The 16,993-nt window shown below is 38.0% G+C and carries 14 protein-coding genes; 4 read left to right on the forward strand and 10 right to left on the reverse strand.

Translation table 11 applies throughout. The annotated features are described in order from the left end of the window. Positions 1-36: 36 nt before the first annotated feature. Together pbp4b and ACIQCO_RS25215 are read right to left on the reverse strand one after the other, a co-directional pair. Entirely contained in the window at positions 37-2,736 is a 2,700-nt protein-coding gene (pbp4b, locus tag ACIQCO_RS25210; RefSeq protein ID WP_400434489.1) for a penicillin binding protein PBP4B, read from the reverse strand. Positions 2,737-3,145: 409 nt separating this feature from the next. Continuing rightward, positions 3,146-3,622, reverse strand: coding sequence for a DinB family protein (locus tag ACIQCO_RS25215; RefSeq protein ID WP_400434491.1), 477 nt, complete (start codon positions 3,620-3,622; stop codon positions 3,146-3,148). 259 nt (positions 3,623-3,881) lie between these two features. On the opposite strand from ACIQCO_RS25215, the gene ACIQCO_RS25220 reads away from it, so the two are divergent. From ACIQCO_RS25220 to ACIQCO_RS25230, 3 genes are all read left to right on the forward strand, one after another. After that, a complete protein-coding gene (locus tag ACIQCO_RS25220) occupies positions 3,882-5,303 on the forward strand; it encodes an MBOAT family O-acyltransferase (RefSeq protein ID WP_400434493.1) in 1,422 nt (473 codons plus the stop codon). A 15-nt stretch (positions 5,304-5,318) separates the two neighbouring features. After that, positions 5,319-6,524, forward strand: a complete 1,206-nt coding sequence (locus ACIQCO_RS25225; protein WP_400434495.1) for an alginate O-acetyltransferase AlgX-related protein — start codon at positions 5,319-5,321, stop codon at positions 6,522-6,524. Positions 6,525-6,635: 111 nt separating this feature from the next. Then, the gene (locus ACIQCO_RS25230) at positions 6,636-7,313 is read left to right on the forward strand and encodes a hypothetical protein (RefSeq protein ID WP_400434497.1); all 678 of its coding nucleotides are present in this window, start codon (positions 6,636-6,638) and stop codon (positions 7,311-7,313) included. Positions 7,314-7,847: 534 nt separating this feature from the next. Here the strand turns inward: ACIQCO_RS25230 and ACIQCO_RS25235 are convergent. From ACIQCO_RS25235 to ACIQCO_RS25245, 3 genes are all read right to left on the reverse strand, one after another. Beyond that, positions 7,848-8,234, reverse strand: coding sequence for a hypothetical protein (locus ACIQCO_RS25235; protein WP_400434499.1), 387 nt, complete (start codon positions 8,232-8,234; stop codon positions 7,848-7,850). 1,041 nt (positions 8,235-9,275) lie between these two features. Next, a complete protein-coding gene (locus tag ACIQCO_RS25240; RefSeq protein WP_400434501.1) occupies positions 9,276-9,773 on the reverse strand; it encodes a DinB family protein in 498 nt (165 codons plus the stop codon). 161 nt (positions 9,774-9,934) lie between these two features. Beyond that, a complete protein-coding gene (locus tag ACIQCO_RS25245; protein ID WP_400434503.1) occupies positions 9,935-10,432 on the reverse strand; it encodes an LURP-one-related/scramblase family protein in 498 nt (165 codons plus the stop codon). Positions 10,433-10,717: 285 nt separating this feature from the next. Between ACIQCO_RS25245 and ACIQCO_RS25250 the strand changes: the two genes are divergently transcribed. After that, positions 10,718-11,170 carry a DUF4362 domain-containing protein gene (locus ACIQCO_RS25250; RefSeq protein ID WP_400434505.1) on the forward strand — a complete coding sequence of 151 codons (453 nt, stop codon included), beginning with the start codon at positions 10,718-10,720 and terminating at the stop codon, positions 11,168-11,170. Positions 11,171-11,482: 312 nt separating this feature from the next. Here ACIQCO_RS25250 and celB read toward each other — a convergent pair whose 3' ends face one another. From celB to ACIQCO_RS25275, 5 genes are all read right to left on the reverse strand, one after another. Further along, positions 11,483-12,760, reverse strand: a complete 1,278-nt coding sequence (gene celB / locus ACIQCO_RS25255; protein WP_400434507.1) for a PTS cellobiose transporter subunit IIC — start codon at positions 12,758-12,760, stop codon at positions 11,483-11,485. A gap of 41 nt (positions 12,761-12,801) precedes the next feature. Continuing rightward, positions 12,802-13,890, reverse strand: coding sequence for a DUF871 domain-containing protein (locus tag ACIQCO_RS25260; RefSeq protein ID WP_400434509.1), 1,089 nt, complete (start codon positions 13,888-13,890; stop codon positions 12,802-12,804). A 75-nt stretch (positions 13,891-13,965) separates the two neighbouring features. Beyond that, positions 13,966-14,289, reverse strand: a complete 324-nt coding sequence (locus ACIQCO_RS25265) for a PTS sugar transporter subunit IIA (protein ID WP_400434511.1) — start codon at positions 14,287-14,289, stop codon at positions 13,966-13,968. A 44-nt stretch (positions 14,290-14,333) separates the two neighbouring features. Beyond that, a complete protein-coding gene (locus ACIQCO_RS25270) occupies positions 14,334-14,663 on the reverse strand; it encodes a PTS sugar transporter subunit IIB (RefSeq protein ID WP_400434513.1) in 330 nt (109 codons plus the stop codon). A gap of 373 nt (positions 14,664-15,036) precedes the next feature. Beyond that, on the reverse strand, positions 15,037-16,974 hold the full coding sequence (locus ACIQCO_RS25275) for a BglG family transcription antiterminator (RefSeq protein WP_400434515.1): 1,938 nt from the start codon (positions 16,972-16,974) through the stop codon (positions 15,037-15,039). Positions 16,975-16,993: the final 19 nt, after the last annotated feature.

Consider the following 16,993-nt stretch of genomic DNA (forward strand, 5'->3'; position numbering starts at 1 on the left):
CATGGACTTTGACAGTGCCCTCTGCCTGTCCCTCTTCTAATCAGTTAAAGCTTCAATTAAAATGTTCACTTCTGTTTCTAGAGCCTCTTTTGCGTTTTTGGTGATATGTTTTTGCAGCCCTTGATTGTCCATATGCTTCAGGAAGTCCTGAGAACTCTTAATTGCCTGAGCTTTGTGTCCTTTTTTATATTGATCTTCTGACTGTTTAAGACTGTTTGTTAGCTGCACCTTCATTGGTCCACCCAATTCCCCGGAGTCAGCAAATTTTTTGATGAGTTTCCCTATCAAATCGTACATATCGCTAGCCGATACAGTAGCTGCATGCACGGGCTCAGATTGCGCCGATTCACCGACACTGTTGAGTGCAGTAACCTTGTAGTAGTATTCTGAACCAGGGTGTAAGCCCGTATCAGTAAAGGAATTTGTCGCAAGCGGTTCGATATTGATTTTTTGAAATGCCCCATCACTTGTCGTTGAACGATAGACGTTATAGCTGTCCGCTCCGGAAACGGTGTTCCAGCTAAGATCAACTGTTTTGATGCCGGTTGCCTTTGCAGACAAGGTGATCGGCGCATCGGGACTGTATTGCTCTTTGTCCGAGACCAAAGAATCATAGACAAGCGCAGATATCGGTACTAAATTGGCGATTGGAAAATTCGACCCGGCAAACCCATTTGGAGGACTGACAACAGGCGAATGCCTTAAGTTAGTAAGAATCGTAATACTCATATTATAAACCGGATCGATAATCGTTAACGTTCCTGTCCAGCCCTGATGCCCATAGGTGCTTCGGCTCGGACCCCAATTGAAATAGTAATAAGCAGCAGCGCTTTTTGAATGTACCCTCCAGCCCAAGCCAGTGGTTGATGAGTCTACCTTGTTTGGATCGGGATCATATGGTGTAGTAAATTCATCGGCAACTTCTTTCGTGAAAAATTGTGTTCCGTTATAAATACCACCATTAAGCATAAGCTGTGTTAAAACGCCCATATCACCTGCCGTTGAGAATAATCCGGCATGTCCGGCAACACCTGCCATCGCATACCAAGCCTTCTCATCATGGACCTCACCTTGTAACGTATACTTTCTGATATTAACCGGTGAATTGTCCTCCATTTTTCCGAAATTAATAAAACCATCTCGGGTATTTCCATTTAACTCTGTTGCCGCAATTTGCGACTTTGAAAACCCTTTTGTTAATGGGTTAAATACAGAGTGCGTTAATCCCATCTTATTATAAATATGCTTTTCCACATATTCGTCTAATGGCATTCCGGTAATCTGTTCCACAAGTAAACCTAGAATCATAAAATCGACATCACTATAAGCGTACGTAGTTCTAGGAGTATATTGCAATGGAGTTTTACAAATGACATCGATTACTCCTGCTCGATTCGTATGATCATTAGTTTGATACCATAAGTCACCTGCTGAATTCTTATTTGGATATTCCGGATCCGGAATAAGTCCGCCGTAGTGATGGAGGATATCACGGATCGTAACCGTTTCTTTTCCAGTACGCGGTGTTTTATTCAGCCCGCCGCTGCCTCCAAGTGTCCACTTACCGGTGTAAACAGTATAGCTATCTTTAAAGTTTTCCCAGCCAGGAAAAGAGCTTAGCGGCCGATCTAAGTTTAATTTCCCCTCAGAGACGAGTTTTTGGATGGCATAGTTTGTTGCATACATTTTCGTGTTGGAAGCCATATCAAATAACGAATCTACTTTTGCTTCTTCCCAGTCGGATTTAGGCAAAAGGGCCGCAGGTTTATAGGCACCATCCACAAATGGTGTATCATACTTTTTCAAATAGCCATACGCGGATTCTTTGACAACTTTTCCATCTTTCACGACAATCATCGCCGCCGCTGGAAACCCACTCTCGACTTGTTGATTAATATAATCATCAATTTTACTTAGTTTTTCAGAAGAAAAGCCTACATCTTCTGGAGCTTTGGCACGGGTTACTTGATCATAAGCTACGTTCTGTTGCTTGAGCAAAAGTACCTTATTATGATCAGCGAGGACGGCTACTTGAAATAATCTCTCGATGTAGCCTATCGATAAATAATAGTTGTTCCCATCCTTATATCCGTCTACGTCATGGAAAACGAGGTCGGTATAGGCAGAGGTCATATTTCCCGTCACATTAGAACCAATTCGGTTCGTATTAATATTGATTTCAAAATAGTCACGATTATGGTAGATGGTTAAAATGTCGGCCGTTCCGGCATTCGCGCCGTCAAATTTGTACGTGTTCTTTCCATATTTATAAGTCAGATTTAATACATCTTTTAAATCTTCAACGGTCACGTACCCTTTATTGTCCTTCTTAGTAATAATCTTAGAATCGATGGCAAGAGGTTCATTGTATACGCGAGCGTCGCCATCAATAAGCCAGATTTCCGCTTTTCCGTTTTTTGCTCTTACAAATCTTTTATCTTCAGGAAAAGCGCTGTCTTCTTTTACGACAACTCCTATGTAGGCATTGTCATCGATGTTTGGAAATTGGTAAGTCATTTTTAGTCCAAATCCATCCGTAGTCTTTTCTGACACGGTACCTTTTACCTGACCATTAAGGGAAAGCGTTTCCAAATTTCCTGTGTAGTTTCCACCCTTTTTATGATAGTGGACGATGAGTTGCGTATTTGTCGCTGCGAAGATGGAAGAGCTGGTTGGGATAAAGGTTAATAGCATCGAAATAATTGTCATCATGGTTACGAGCCCTTTTCTTGTCAATGTTTGCACCTCTTTCAATTATTTTTCCGTGATCATTTGAGTAACCGAACTAGATAATGTTGGACGCTAATCACTTGCCGGCAATCGTCAAAAGGTTAATCTGATTGGGGTTTACCGGCGGACATCACTCCTTGTCTCATGTCAAAAAGAACGAGAATAAAACCACCTTGTTCGAGTAATCCGTCCAAAAATGGTTGCTGTTATATTCAGATTATATAGAATATTATTTCATAAAAGAAGGTTTAATTGTGAAATTTTATTACATTGGTTCCTTTGTACCATTTTTCTTTGCTAGTTTTGAAAAAGAGGAGGTGAGGGTCTAATGTCCTTTTTTATCTTTTTTACAAATAACAAAGGACTTTTGCAAAGTCCTCTTTTTCGTACTTTTTATGTAGCTAAAGACCGCCGTTTAATAGGTTACTTGGTTCTCTTGATATGCCTTCTTTACCCGTTCAATTTGAGTGAGATGGTCGCGGACATGTAGGACTCGGTATTCCAACAATTGCTTAAATGTGAACCGTCCCTGATCGACATACACACCCACTCGTTTGCTTTGTTCGTTAGTTAGATGGTCAAGAATAGGCCGCATACTGGAACGCAACAATTTGAACAGAAGCAGATACTGTTCACGGTCCAACAAATCGTACCCCAAGTTATTCGCCCATGCATTTTGGTCAAATGCAATCAGAATCGGTTCATCCTCCGCCAAGACTTTTTTTAGCCTTGATGTAGAAGAAATCTCGGAATCTGTCACATGTATGATGATTTGATGGATGCTCCATTTGTCCGGCGCAGGCTTGTAACGAAGCTCTTCCTCAGTTAATCCTTCAATGGCTTTCCGAAGCATTGTGTATCCTAATGCGTACTCCTTAATAAGCTCCTCCAATACAATTTCTCCTTTTTTCAAGTAACTGCTTAATAAAAAAACCATAAATAATGTATTCTTGGCTTTGGGTAAATATCCTTTAATCTTTTCTTCAACTATCGAACGGCGTTAGCGATGTATAGCCATTGACCGACATCACTGTATTTATAATTTTTTTCATTTGCAAGTCGTTCAATTTCGGTACTTCTTAAGCATAAATAAAAATTGTATAATAATTATTGTTGTTCAATATAGTATATATGCACAAGGGGGAAGCTTAGTGGTATTTAGCAATCTTGTTTTTCTTTACGTTTTTTTACCTATTGTGCTGCTGATTTATTATTTTGCACAAGATAAGTTAAAAAACATCGTTTTGTTGCTTGTGAGTTTAGTGTTCTATGCATGGGGGGAACCAAAATATGTCTTCCTTATGATATTTTCAATTGTAATGAACTACTTTTTTGGGTTAGTGGTTCAACGTTTCCGCGGAAAAAGTTTTGCGCATAAAACCGCACTGTGGATTTCAATACTGGCAAATTTGTCATTATTGGGCTTCTACAAATATGGTAATTTCGCAATTGAAAATATCAATCAGTTGTTTAATCTTCATATAAACAACGACCCTATTCCACTCCCTATCGGTATTTCGTTTTTCACATTTCACGCAATGAGCTATATCATTGATGTGTATAGAAAGGGAAACGAAGCACAAAAAAATCTATGGGATTTAGCACTTTACATAACGTTTTTCCCACAACTCGTAGCAGGTCCTATTATCCGCTATAACACAATTGCAGATCAATTAAAAAATCGCATTCACAATATTACGTTATTTGCAGTTGGAATTAAGCAATTGATAATTGGATTATCGAAAAAAGTATTGATAGCCAATCCTCTTGGAGAAATAGCGGATACGGTATTTGCTACGGGTCCTGCTGATTTAAGCCAATCAACGGCTTGGATTGGGATTATGGCTTATACACTTCAGCTCTATTTCGACTTTTCAGGTTACAGTGATATGGCACTTGGTTTAGCTAAAATGTTCGGATTTGAATTTCCAATCAACTTCAACTATCCATATATTGCAAACAGTATATCTGAATTTTGGAGACGTTGGCACATTTCTTTATCAAGCTGGTTTAGAGATTATGTTTATATCCCGCTTGGAGGGAATCGCGTTTCCGAGTGGAAAATATACCGAAACATTTTAATCGTATGGACTATCACAGGATTATGGCATGGGGCTAGTTGGACTTTTATGGCTTGGGGTTTTTACTACGGCGTTATCATTAGCATGGAAAGGTTGTTTATGCAAAACATTCTCCAAAAATTGTGGACACCTATTAGACATATTTATGTTATTGTCATCGTTATGGTTGGATGGGTATTTTTCCGAGCAGATAACTTCTCCTATTCGTATGGGTTCATAAAAACAATGTTTGGTTTTGGAGGTCAGATTTATAACAATCAAACCATTTTGCTTCTTCATGACAATACAATCATGCTCTTGATTGCTGTTTTATTTGTCTTTCCTATTTACCCATATCTCAAAGAAAAACTAGAAAAGTCTTTCCAAACAAAACCAATGGTGTTAATTAGTAAAGAAGTTATCGGAAATATAACTTATATTGGATTGCTGTTGGTAGTTACAATGTATTTAGTGAATTCAACATACAATCCATTTATATATTTCCGTTTTTAAAAGGAGTTTGAACATATGAAAATTAGCCATTATGCTCTAGTTATTAGTTTTTTAGTTGTCATCTTTGGGTTTGGAATCGTTTCAAAACTTCAAACAGACCGTCCATCATCTGTTTTCGAAAATCGCACGTTGTCTCAAGAACCTGTGAAGGATTTAAGCCTCATTCGTTCAGGAGAATTTTTCAAACAATACGAAACATATTTTTCAGACCAATTTTTATTACGAGACAAGTGGGTCGGATTGTACACAAAATTACAAGTTTTATCACCGAAAACATTTGTAAACGGTTATTACATTGGGAAAAACGGATGGATATACAATCAACCTGCCATTTATACGCCGGAAGATGATTTGAAAAAATCAGCCGAAGCATTAAATGAACTAGGTAAAACACTAAGTGAATCAGGAACAAAGCTATATTACTTCCCTGTACCATCGAAAACAAATATGACTCAAAAAGATTTACCAAAATATTTACCTGAAGGTGTAGGGGAAAAGAATAAACAATACTTGCTTTCACATTTGGACCGAACGGTAGTCAATTACGAAGACTTTAGACCTGAATACGAGAAAGATGGTTACGAAACGGTCAAAAGTTATTATTACAAAACGGATCATCACTGGAATGAAAAAGGCGGCTTTTTAGCATATAAGCTCATAACCAAAAGAATACACAAAGATTATGAAGCAGTATCAAGTGATGTTAAGAAGTCTGACTATGAACACAAATGTTACAATGGTTATCCATTCTCAGGTAGTTTTAACAGAATGGTATTTAATCAAGTCAGTTTATATGCGGATACAGTTTGTCAGTATATTCCAAAGACCTATTCATTTAAAGACTATGATGTATACAGAGGTGCGGTTTCTGCTGAGAACAAAGTGCCATATTCAAACATTTACGCAGAAGAATTGGTGAATAAAACAGGAACTTTCCAATATGGAAGTGCATTTACATGGGATTTACGAGAATTCAATATCATTAATAAGAAAAGCCAAAACAAGTTAAATGTTTTAATCTTAAAAGATTCCTATTCGAATGCAGCGGTATTCCCTCTTGCTCACCATTTTTATAAAACTTCAGTATTTGATATGAGGTACAACAGGGAAATCACGGCGAGTGATTACATCAAAAATAACAAGTTCGATATGGTTATCATTTTCTATAATGATGGAAATATTATGGGTTCAATGTATGAATTTGATAAATTACCACAATAAAAAGATGCGGCTTCTGCCGCATCTTTTTTTATTTTTTTCAAAGAACTGACACAATAAACTTGACAAAAACAAGATAGTCGATTACAGGGGACCCTGAAAAGAGGTGATTATATGAAAAAATTATTGATTGCATTATCGGTGGTATCCTTTTCCGTTCTTCCAACATTTCAAGTGGCGAATGCAGATACAGGGACAAATAAACTAGTCACCGTTAGTATTAAGAGAGAATTGGGAAATAACACATCATTGAATATTAATATAACTGGAAATTATTTTATTTCGGAAATTAATAAGCAAATAGATAGTACGAAAAGTTATAAGTTAGAGGCAAGCGGCGGAAAACTTATTTTATCTGAAAATGGTGTAACACTTGAAGGAGCGCCTAAACAAATAAAAGACATTTACAAACTTATAAAAGGTGATTTGAATAATCCTAATAATCTTTCTGCAGGAGGGAAGATTGCTTACATTGACTTTAAATCGGATCTTGCATATATTGTGACGAATGATAATAAAGTAAAAATGTTAAACATAAAAACCGGTGAACCAGTTTTTGAAAACGGAGAAGATAAAATTCTAAGTTTAGATAATACGTATATGATGAAAGATAATTTTGTGAAAGTAATTCCTGACAAGAAAAACAATTATCTATATATAATTACAAGCAAAGAAGCAAAAGTGACTGATATGCAATTAAATGAAATTTCCTCTACAAGACTGGAAAGCTATCGTTTTTTAGTTAATGAAGAAACCCAACTAAATTTTTATAAATATGACGAATATGAATGAAAACCAGTTTTATTTAGATTTGAAATTCCCAAAATTGGAATACCAATTGACCTAAAAAAATAATCAAAAATAAGGCGAATCGATCAAAATGGATTCGCCTTTAATTTACATTTTCTTGTTTTTGTAGATTATTTATATTTCATTTACTTATATATTTTTAAGTCTAGCACGGAAATTGTTTCACAAATAGGGGTAGAGCTAGGAAAATGAAGATTTACAACATTAAGCAAATTTCAACATAAAATAGTCGTTCCTTTACACGTTTAGGAACCGACTTTTTTATTTGGATTATTGAACTAAAGCACCCGTTAGCCATCCATGCTGCACAAAATCAGTGCTGCACCACAGAGAATGAAAATGGGTAGGAAGTGTCAATACTGATACTGACCTTAATCCAGTCAACCCTAATCCATAGGCTTATTAATTAACGCTCTCCTCTTTTTTTTAAACGATTGAGCAGGGTCTTCTTTAGTATTGTCATTTTTCTATTCTTGAAGAAACTTATTTTCATGGTAGTTGAACAAGACATTTTGTTTACCCCTCAACGATTGCAAGATATTTTTTGATTTCTCCTTCAGATTCAACAAATAAAATATCTTCTCTTTCTTTGGTGGAGAAAATCTTCGCACCAATAGGAAGTTTATTCGACATTTCATCTATAAAATCTGTGTTAGTATCATTTTTTGTTTTTATTTCACCGATTTGAACATCTTTTGTTAAAGACAATTCTTCTACCCAATCAATATTTGTTTGATAAATTATGCCCTTATACTGAAAAATATCAGCATCAGAATTCAATGTTAAAACTTCTTTAGCATCGATACTATCAATTGTTACTGTGGTTGATTCCCCTTCATTGGAACATCCACTAATCATAAATAACGCTAAAGCAATCGGGACATAAAATAACTTTTGAACCAATGTAATACCCCCCTTATATATATAGTCGGAAATACACTATTATAAGTTTCTTCTTGCACTAGTCGAGTAGAAAGGAACCTCTCTACCTTACGGTAGATTGTGTTCCTCCCCCTCACAGAACCGTGCTTGCGCTATTAACGCACACGGCTCCTCCTAGTTACCATTCACAAAACCTTGCTAATCTCTTAGGATGAAATTTTGCTAATTCTGCTATCCTTACTAGTTTTGTCTCCATTTATTATTCCTACCTCTGTGTGTAGTAAATGTGTCCCTAGCAAGGGTGATAACTGGTAGCTAGCCTTTCCTCCATCGGCATTACCCAACTTCATTGGTACTACACTGCTATCCGACTCCCTACACCGGCATTTGGTTTCCTTACTTTTTATCGCTTGTACACCATACTCTTCTAACAAGAAAAGACCGGTAGGGTCTCCCGAGTTGCCGTATCATATCAATGTGTAACGTGCCAAGGTCTCTGACTCCAGAGAGGTTTTATCCGTCTTGCCTTAAACGAAGGATAAAATGTAGCTTTCTGCTGCAGGTAAAGCATCAGCCCTCTCAATTTACTAACATTATGGAGCTCAATCCCTTCAACCATTTGGCTTTCGGCCCGCCACCTAACTGTCTACGCTTAAAGACTAAAGTTACCTTTAGCCCTCCAAGACTCGCTACGAGCGAATGGCTAGTTCTTACTCGACGGGAATCCCACCCGTTATATGATACGACCTAGGCTCGGCCGCACACCTGCCCCGTTACTTTAAGTACATTTCTTCACAATATCTTCCTAATTTTAGCATAATACCATAACTGTGTTGCACCACAATCTGGCCAAAAATGAAAAAAGAGCGCTTTTCCTTGTTGCAGGATAGCGCCCTTTTCTTGAATAAACAAAAAGCTGATATTAACTGGTATTATTCAATTAAAAATCCTCAAATGTTAGTGATCAAGGAGTATAATCATTCTTGTCCCTTGTAGTAGAGTAACGGCGTTCATGCCCGTGACCTACGACTTTTTGGCGAGTATTGGACGAGAAACTTTAATTCATTGGGCTTCCTCGTCGGCCGAGGGGCCGTAGATGCCCGGCACCGGAATATCTAGAAGCCGCAAATAAACCCCGAGCTGCGCCCGGTGATGAACCATGTGGCTTAATCCGAAGGTGCGGAGCGCGATCGCCCGCGGCTCTCGAAGGATGATATGGTCGCCGTGGCGCAGAGTCCATTCCTCGCCGAGCGCTTTCTCTTCGCATTCGGTGAGCAGCTTTTCCAACTTGCCGACGTTTACATCGAACTCCTCCAGAACGTCAGCGCGTTTTTCCAAAGGCTCGCGCATCAGCGGCACGGACGAAAGATCGAATTCCGGGTACTTAAAAATCGCGACTTGCCAGTTTAGCAGGTTGATCAGGTGCGTGGCCAGCCCGCCGAGCGTCATCGATTTCTCGTGCGGCTTCCACGACATATGCTCATCGGGCAATCGTTCCAGAATGCGGCGCGTAGTGGCCAGTTCATGCGATGCGTCGCCGACGATCAGTTTTTTGACCATAAATTCCTTTCCTCCCTTATGGGTATTGTAAAAGCAATTAACTTACTCTTTTTTAATATTATTTATCAGAATGAATTATTCCTTTAAATATTATTATTTATCTAATGAGCAGGGGACTGGTCTTAAATTCATTCGGGGCGTGACAGACATCGTAATTCACGTTAAGTTGCTCCTGCCGAGGAAGCAGCTGCATGGTCAGCTTTTACACAATCAATTGCGATTACCAGTGCAATAATGACGGTTTCCATCGCTTCATTCAATATTTGAACCTTGTAGCTATCTCCCCATGTGAACCACTCCTTGCTCACGTTACCGACGACCTCGCCATACTGCAATACCTGAAAATTCATGTCCCACCAATTACCTTGTACTTCAATTCCGGCTGCATCTATCGTATAGCGTGCTTTAAAGAAAGAAAACTCCTTCTTTATTGTCAACACCTCTCGACCATGTACCTCAACAAAAAACTTCGGTAAAAAGCTGAAAACTTTTTTCGTAATAAGCGCAACTTCCTCTCTTTCTGTGTTCGTAATGGAGAAAGTCTTTGGAACTTTCATGAAACTGCCCACAACATAATAAACGTCCTTCTCCTGTTGGTCCTTCACAGTAAATTTCTCAATCAGACTGAATACCTTCTGCTTTATATAAAGCTGCTTCATACTGCCCCTCCTTTGATAGCTATTGCCCCAGCACCGTCCCCCTGGCCTTTCATTAAAATTCTCATCTAATAGAAATAAGTATCTTATATTTCCTGTTTAGTAAAATTATAGCATATTAATTTTTGAAAAATATAATTTATTTAAGATAGTTCGCTTGATATTCAGCGGACTAATTTTTTTGAAAAGGAAATGAAAATGGAAATTTTATGCTAAAATTAGATTAATAATATATCTAAAAAGGTATGGAAATGAACTTATATTGATAATCCGTTTGGAGGGGAAAAAGTGAAGAGATTTCTATTGGCAATGATGTTTCTTTCAATTGTAATTAGCACTATTGGTTGTTCAAGCAGCGGAGCATCGTATAGTTCTGAGGAAGCTATTAAAAGAGGCGACATTGTTTATCAGCGGGAAGCCGCTAATTTAGAGAGGTTTGAACAGTTCTTACTTAACCTATCCAACAAAAAAGAAGACACTATACGAGTTACAGGTTATACAGACGAAGGAGACCCTATATTCCAAGACTTGCAATTTGATGGAAAGGATATTCAATATACGTATGATAATTCAAAGGATGAGTTTGGTGGAAAAGATAAAGGAATAAAAAAAGATGTTTGTACAGAAATAACTAAGAAGGAAAACGAACAAGGCGAAGTGGAATTCTTTATAAGTGGCTGTTCAAAGGGTAATGACGGATTTCTAATTCGTGTAGAAAAAGATAAATTAAAACACAATTGAGCGAGAATAAAAGCAAAATAATAATAAATAGTTGAAAAACGCTTGGAGCCAAGCGCCTTTTCTTTCGGAAAAACGTACTAGAGAAAAGAAAAATCACCCTACGCAAAAAAATAGGGTGGTTGATGCTTTTATTGATTCGCTATAAAATTGAAAATTCGCTAATATATCTGTTCTACTTATTAATAAGGTGTAATTTTACACTATTCCAATGATTTTTGGAAGCAGAATGAGGGTTAATAACAACATTCTTTACGGAAACAGCCTTATTATACTTCGAAACAAGAAAACCTACGCAGCACATTCCATTGACCTTTAAACCGTTTTTGATAGTTCAGCTGACTCCTCTTGTGCTTCTTCTTTTAGCTGAGATTTATCAGAGAGTTTTACAAATGGGTAGTAAATGGCTATTGTTACGGCAAGAGTAATGATTTGAATAACGGCACCGCTGATTTTACCTCCTGTTGCCAGATACCCGCTAATGATTGGAGGCATGGTCCATGGCACGACAATGCCGATTGGTTTTGCTACTAAACCTGCAGCCATGCTAAAGTAGGTAATCAGCGCAGCAGCCATTGGAGCCAGAATAAATGGAACGAGCAATTTGAAATTTAAGACAATTGGCAGTCCAAATAACGCTGGTTCATTAATATTGAATAGTCCTGGTGCAACGGTGAGTTTTCCCATTGCTTTATTGTTTTTACTTTTTGAAAATAACCAAAGGCAAATAACCAGTCCAATGGTGGCCCCGCCGCCGCCGATCCAAACGAAGTTAAACATAAATTCATTTGTAACAATATGCGGCAATTCCTTTCCGGCTTGAAAGGCCAGTCGATTGGCATCCGTATTTTGTAACCAAATCGGTTGAATCACCGGGTTGATGGTGTTTGCACCGTGAATCCCAACAAACCAAAAGATTGAATTTAGTGCGATGATCACCAATGTGCCCCATAAACTTCCACCAAGAACACTAAGTGGTTTCCCTAGCGTGTTTGTTAATAGCGTATGAATGTTATCAATACCTGCTAGTCCTAAGAATAAATAAACGAGACCCCAAAACAAGATCACCATTAATCCTGGTAATAATGCAGCAAATGATTTCTCTACTGCTACCGGTACGCCCTCCGGCATTTTTACGGTAAAATTTTTCTGGACGAAGAATCTAAAGATTTCTGCAGAGATCAAACCTACTACGATGGCTACAAACAAGCCGCCGCTGCCGAGGTAGGTATAGGAAATTCCGGAACCCGCTTTCGAAATGAGGTCTGGCGTCACGATGACAAAACTGGATAAGGCAATAACTCCAGCGGCAACGCCATCCACTTCATAATGCTCAGCTAAACTATGGGCCATTCCAAATACAGCAACAAGCGCCATCAGTCCAAAAGAGCCATTCACGATTTTGCTAAAAATAGGCGCTAAACCGATGTCAGCCAGCCAATCCGTGTATCCACTGATCGGCAGGTTTCCTAATATAAGAAAGATGGATCCGATAATAATAAGCGGCATACTTAATAAAATTCCATCCCGTAATGACCGAAGATGTCTTTGGTTACCAATTCTCCCGGCAATTGCTTCTACTTTTTCTAACAACTTACTCACTCCTTTATTAAGTTTTTATCTAAAAAAAATCTTTATGACAGCGTAAACATAAAGCTGGACCAAGGGTTTAGGTAGTCTAATAGAAAGATTGATTCTTCTGTAAGATGGCCAATGACATTCCTATCTCCGTCATTTTCCATATCTTTTAACGCGATTTGAGTTTCTCCCTTATATTGGCCAAAACGATTGTTACAAATCAAAATATCGCCTTTTTTGATAGGGAGGGTATGATCGGCCGGAATATCCTCATTCGTATATTTAACACGTGTGCCAGAGGATCGAATCATGTATTCAGATCGGTCGCCTCGATACTGGTGAACCTCATCGAGAATCATCTTCCTTTCTAACTCTGAAACATGGGCTGAAAATTCAATTTCAAATGTCGGGTGGGTATTTAAATACGCCTCTGACATCGCCCTTAATTCTTCTTCCGAAGCATACGCGTTTCCAATTAATAAATCATCAATCGTTCCCATTAATCGATAATGGGTAACTTGAGTATGAATAGATAAATTTCTATGTTGTTCCAGCGTAGATAATCCTGTCTGAACCGGCCAAGGTCCCAGATCGCCCTCTTGAGAGGTGACAAATGCCCCCGTATGGATATGATGTTGATTGAACATACTTGTCGTTTGTTCAAAATGGCGCTGGGAAATCCCAGAATACTTTTGAGGATAAAAGTTATGTGAAGCATATAAATAATCAAGATTAGGCTGGTAGCTCATAATCGTATCGATATATCTAGTGCCGCTGCTCATATTGACTTCAATGATTAAACCATATGGATTTTTTGTCATTTTCGCTTCCTCTGCTCCGGTAAAACCCAGATCCAGACGAATTCCTGTCGCACCTAATTCTTTAAAAAAGGCAAGATCGTTATAACTGACATGTAACTGCTCAAATAATTGGGGGTTAATATCCAAGATCGTTTCCATACCAATAGAATTGCCATATTCTATTATGTTTTTAAACTTAGTTACCACTTCATCTTGTTCGCCTTCAATTTCAAGCAAACTAGTAAAAATTCTTGTATATCCATACTTTCTGGCAAGGTCCAGATATTCCTTGTCACGTTCAAAGCTGCTCTTTGCCGGATAAATCGATACACCAATACGTTTCATGTTTTTTGCCTCCTGACTATTCAATAGACTTTTGAAAAAGTAACACGTTCATCCAAATCGGTTTGGATATCCATATTAATCACGTACATTCACTTTTTTATGGACATCAATTAGTTCCTTCACCAAATCCAAAAATGTAATCGCATTCATTAAATGGTCTTGTGCATGAACCATTAATAGCGTAACCTCGAATTTTTCCCCGGAAGCTTCTTGAGATAACAAACCAGTCTGGGCATGGTGTGCGTTTACTAATTCCTCATTTGCTTCTTCAAGTAGTTGGTCAGCCTTTTCGAAATTCCCTTCTTTAGCAGCCTGGACGGCCTCCATTCCAAAACTTTTGGCATTCCCGCTATGCATAATTAACCCCATGACAACTTCTAAATTTTTTTGCTCTTCCACTGGATGTATCCCTTCCTTTTTAGCTTGTTAGATGGCCCTAACAATTAATTTCCATTGTTTTTAATCAATTCTAATGCAGTGTTTAACACTTTTTCGCCATCCATTTTACCGTAGTCTTTCATATCAATGACTGCGACCGGAATATGGGAATCAGCCACTAATTTTTCAAATTTATTTTTCATGAAACGGACTTGCGGACCAATCAAGATAACATCTGCTTTTTCCTTTGCTAATGACTTGGTCGCTTCGTTAGAAGACAGCGCGGTAACTTCGGCATCGATCTCTTTTTCCTGTGCTGATTTTTGCATTTTAGTCATTAATAAACTTGTACTCATTCCTGCAGAACAGACAAGTAGAATTTTCTTCGTGCTCATTTTTCATTTCCCCTTCACCTTTTATCATTCAATTACTTTACACTGTAAGTATAAGATGAAACCGCTTTATTTTTAAGTTGAAATATTTCCTTTGGGTAACGGAAAGAAGTACTTATTGAATGGAATTCCTTAAATGGATAACCTTTGAATAAGGCTGTGTTATAGAACAATGTTGATTGGAGTGGAAGGCGCGAGACTCCTGCGGGAGCAGCGGGACAGGTGAGACCCCGCAGGCGCTTTAGCGCCGAGGAGGCTCACCGCCCGCCCCGCGGAAAGCGAAGCGCCTGGAACGGAAATCAACATTCACTTTTAACACAGCCTTGAATAAAGAATAGGGGGCAATTTAAAAAAAGCCAATTGCTTGTGTAAGCAATCAGCTCAGGTCACCAATTTGTTCATACATTGTTTTGATGATTTCCTCTTTGGAACTGCTTTTAATTAATTTCTGAACAATGGATTTATGTTCAATAATTTGAATTAATTGCTGATACATTTGATTTAAATTACCGGTATCGCCTTCTTTAATATTTAATAAACAAACAAATTGAACCATTTTTTGTTCATCCCATTGGATCGGTGATTTTAACGTACATACCGTCCAAAATGTTTCATTTGTTACGGGTTTAATGGGATGCGGGATTGCAACTAAATTGCCAAAACAAGTAGATGCCAGGTTTTCCCGCTCTAATACCAGCTCTACATAATCCGTTGAAACAAGATCTTGTTTAGATAATTCATGACACAAGAATCGAATCGTATCTTCCTTTGTATCCAATTCTTGATGAATAAAAATTCGTGATGGATGTAAATATGCCTGTTGATCACTTTTAGAGGAAGCTAATTTTTTCTTGATAGTTGTTATATCTTCCTCTTCTAAAAATGTATGGACCACAAGAACCGGGATACCTAAGTTTTCCTTTATTGGAATGGTGCTAATAATAAAATCAATCCCCGATAAGTTATAGGTGGTTAGATTATAATAACTGATGGTATCTACAATTTCGATGTCACTTTTAAATACATTTTGCAAGTGATAGAACAGAAGTTGTGCACTTCCCATACCGGTTGCACACACAAGTAAAACCCTTTTTGCTTGTTTTTGTTTTTCCTTCATTCGTTCAAGGGCCGCTCCAATATGCAAAGCAATGTAGGCGATTTCGTTTTCACCGGCTTCTTTCTTTAAGTAATCCTCTATACATTTACTAGCCACAACAGCGCCTTCAAATGCGCTTGGAAATTTTGTCTTCGTTTGGCTTAATAACGGATTTCGCATATTTAAACCGTATCTTAATCGATTCATCGCTGGCCGGAGGTGTAAGGTGATTCCTTTTATAAATTCTAAATCGTTGTGGAAGTCCCAATTAAACTCCACCCTTAATGTTTCAATCATGCAATTCACAAGAGTATTTACTTCATCAAATTCGCCAAAGTTGATTACTTCCTCTTTGGTTAATAATTTTGTCCCTAGTAAATGGACCATAATATAATCGATTTCCGATTTCGGAAAAGATAACCCGGTAATGGCCTCGACTTCTTTGATCACTTCCATTGAAACCATTTTTTCAAAAGTATGTTCATTTCCAAATTGAACACCTAATGGATCGATAATAAAGCCTTCTTGTATTCTTTTACATGCAATCACAATGTGAATGGTCAAGTTTTCCAGTTCCACATCCGAAATGTTAATAGGATGATCATTCACCTTTTTTATCAGAACCTCTTTTACTTTTTCAAAAAGTTCGCCTTCTACTAGTTGTAAGGGGCTACCTTTCAAGGAAATATCCCCATTTTTTCTTAAAATCAAATTGGATAAACAGGATCTTTTCTTGTACTCGTCCCCTTCTACCTTTGTTCCGTAGTGTGGGCGGTTCGTGATTTTCAATTTATATTTTTTTATCATTTGCCGGACTAGTTTCAGGTCTTGCTGCAGCGTTGATCTGGAAACAAACGTTTCTTCCTCTAACGTTTCAAATCTAATAAAATCCGGAGCCAGCAGCAATCGTTTTAATAGATATCGAACCCTGTCTTCCTGTTCCATGAAAGTGGCAGACTGGTTATTCTCTTCAAACAATAAAGAGGATTTATTTGAAAGAAATTCGGAGTTAAGCACTTTCATTTGGTAGCCTTTTCCACGTATGGATTCTATCTGAATCCCCAGCATACTGCTGTCATGCTGCAACTGTTTTATCTCGTTACGGACGGTTCTGTCACTAATACCTATTTCTTTCGCCATCCATTCAGCCGTTATCGGTTCCGAGGAGTCTGTTAGAAACTGTAGAATATCTTTTTGGCGTTTCGTTAACGATAACATTCAAATCAATCCTTCCAGC

Source organism: Neobacillus sp. NPDC093127 (assembly GCF_044754175.1).
In the GTDB taxonomy this organism is placed as follows: Bacteria; Bacillota; Bacilli; order Bacillales; family Cytobacillaceae; genus Neobacillus.

Excerpts from the sequence above, each read along its gene's own strand:
- ACIQCO_RS25270 (WP_400434513.1), bottom strand. The coding sequence starts at position 14,663 with ATGAGCACGAAGAAAATTCTACTTGTCTGTTCTGCAGGAATGAGTACA.
- ACIQCO_RS25260 (WP_400434509.1), bottom strand. The coding sequence starts at position 13,890 with ATGAAACGTATTGGTGTATCGATTTATCCGGCAAAGAGCAGCTTTGAA.
- ACIQCO_RS25275 (WP_400434515.1), bottom strand. The coding sequence starts at position 16,974 with ATGTTATCGTTAACGAAACGCCAAAAAGATATTCTACAGTTTCTAACA.
- ACIQCO_RS25245 (WP_400434503.1), bottom strand. The coding sequence starts at position 10,432 with ATGAAGCAGCTTTATATAAAGCAGAAGGTATTCAGTCTGATTGAGAAA.
- ACIQCO_RS25240 (WP_400434501.1), bottom strand. The coding sequence starts at position 9,773 with ATGGTCAAAAAACTGATCGTCGGCGACGCATCGCATGAACTGGCCACT.
- ACIQCO_RS25230 (WP_400434497.1), top strand. The coding sequence starts at position 6,636 with ATGAAAAAATTATTGATTGCATTATCGGTGGTATCCTTTTCCGTTCTT.
- ACIQCO_RS25225 (WP_400434495.1), top strand. The coding sequence starts at position 5,319 with ATGAAAATTAGCCATTATGCTCTAGTTATTAGTTTTTTAGTTGTCATC.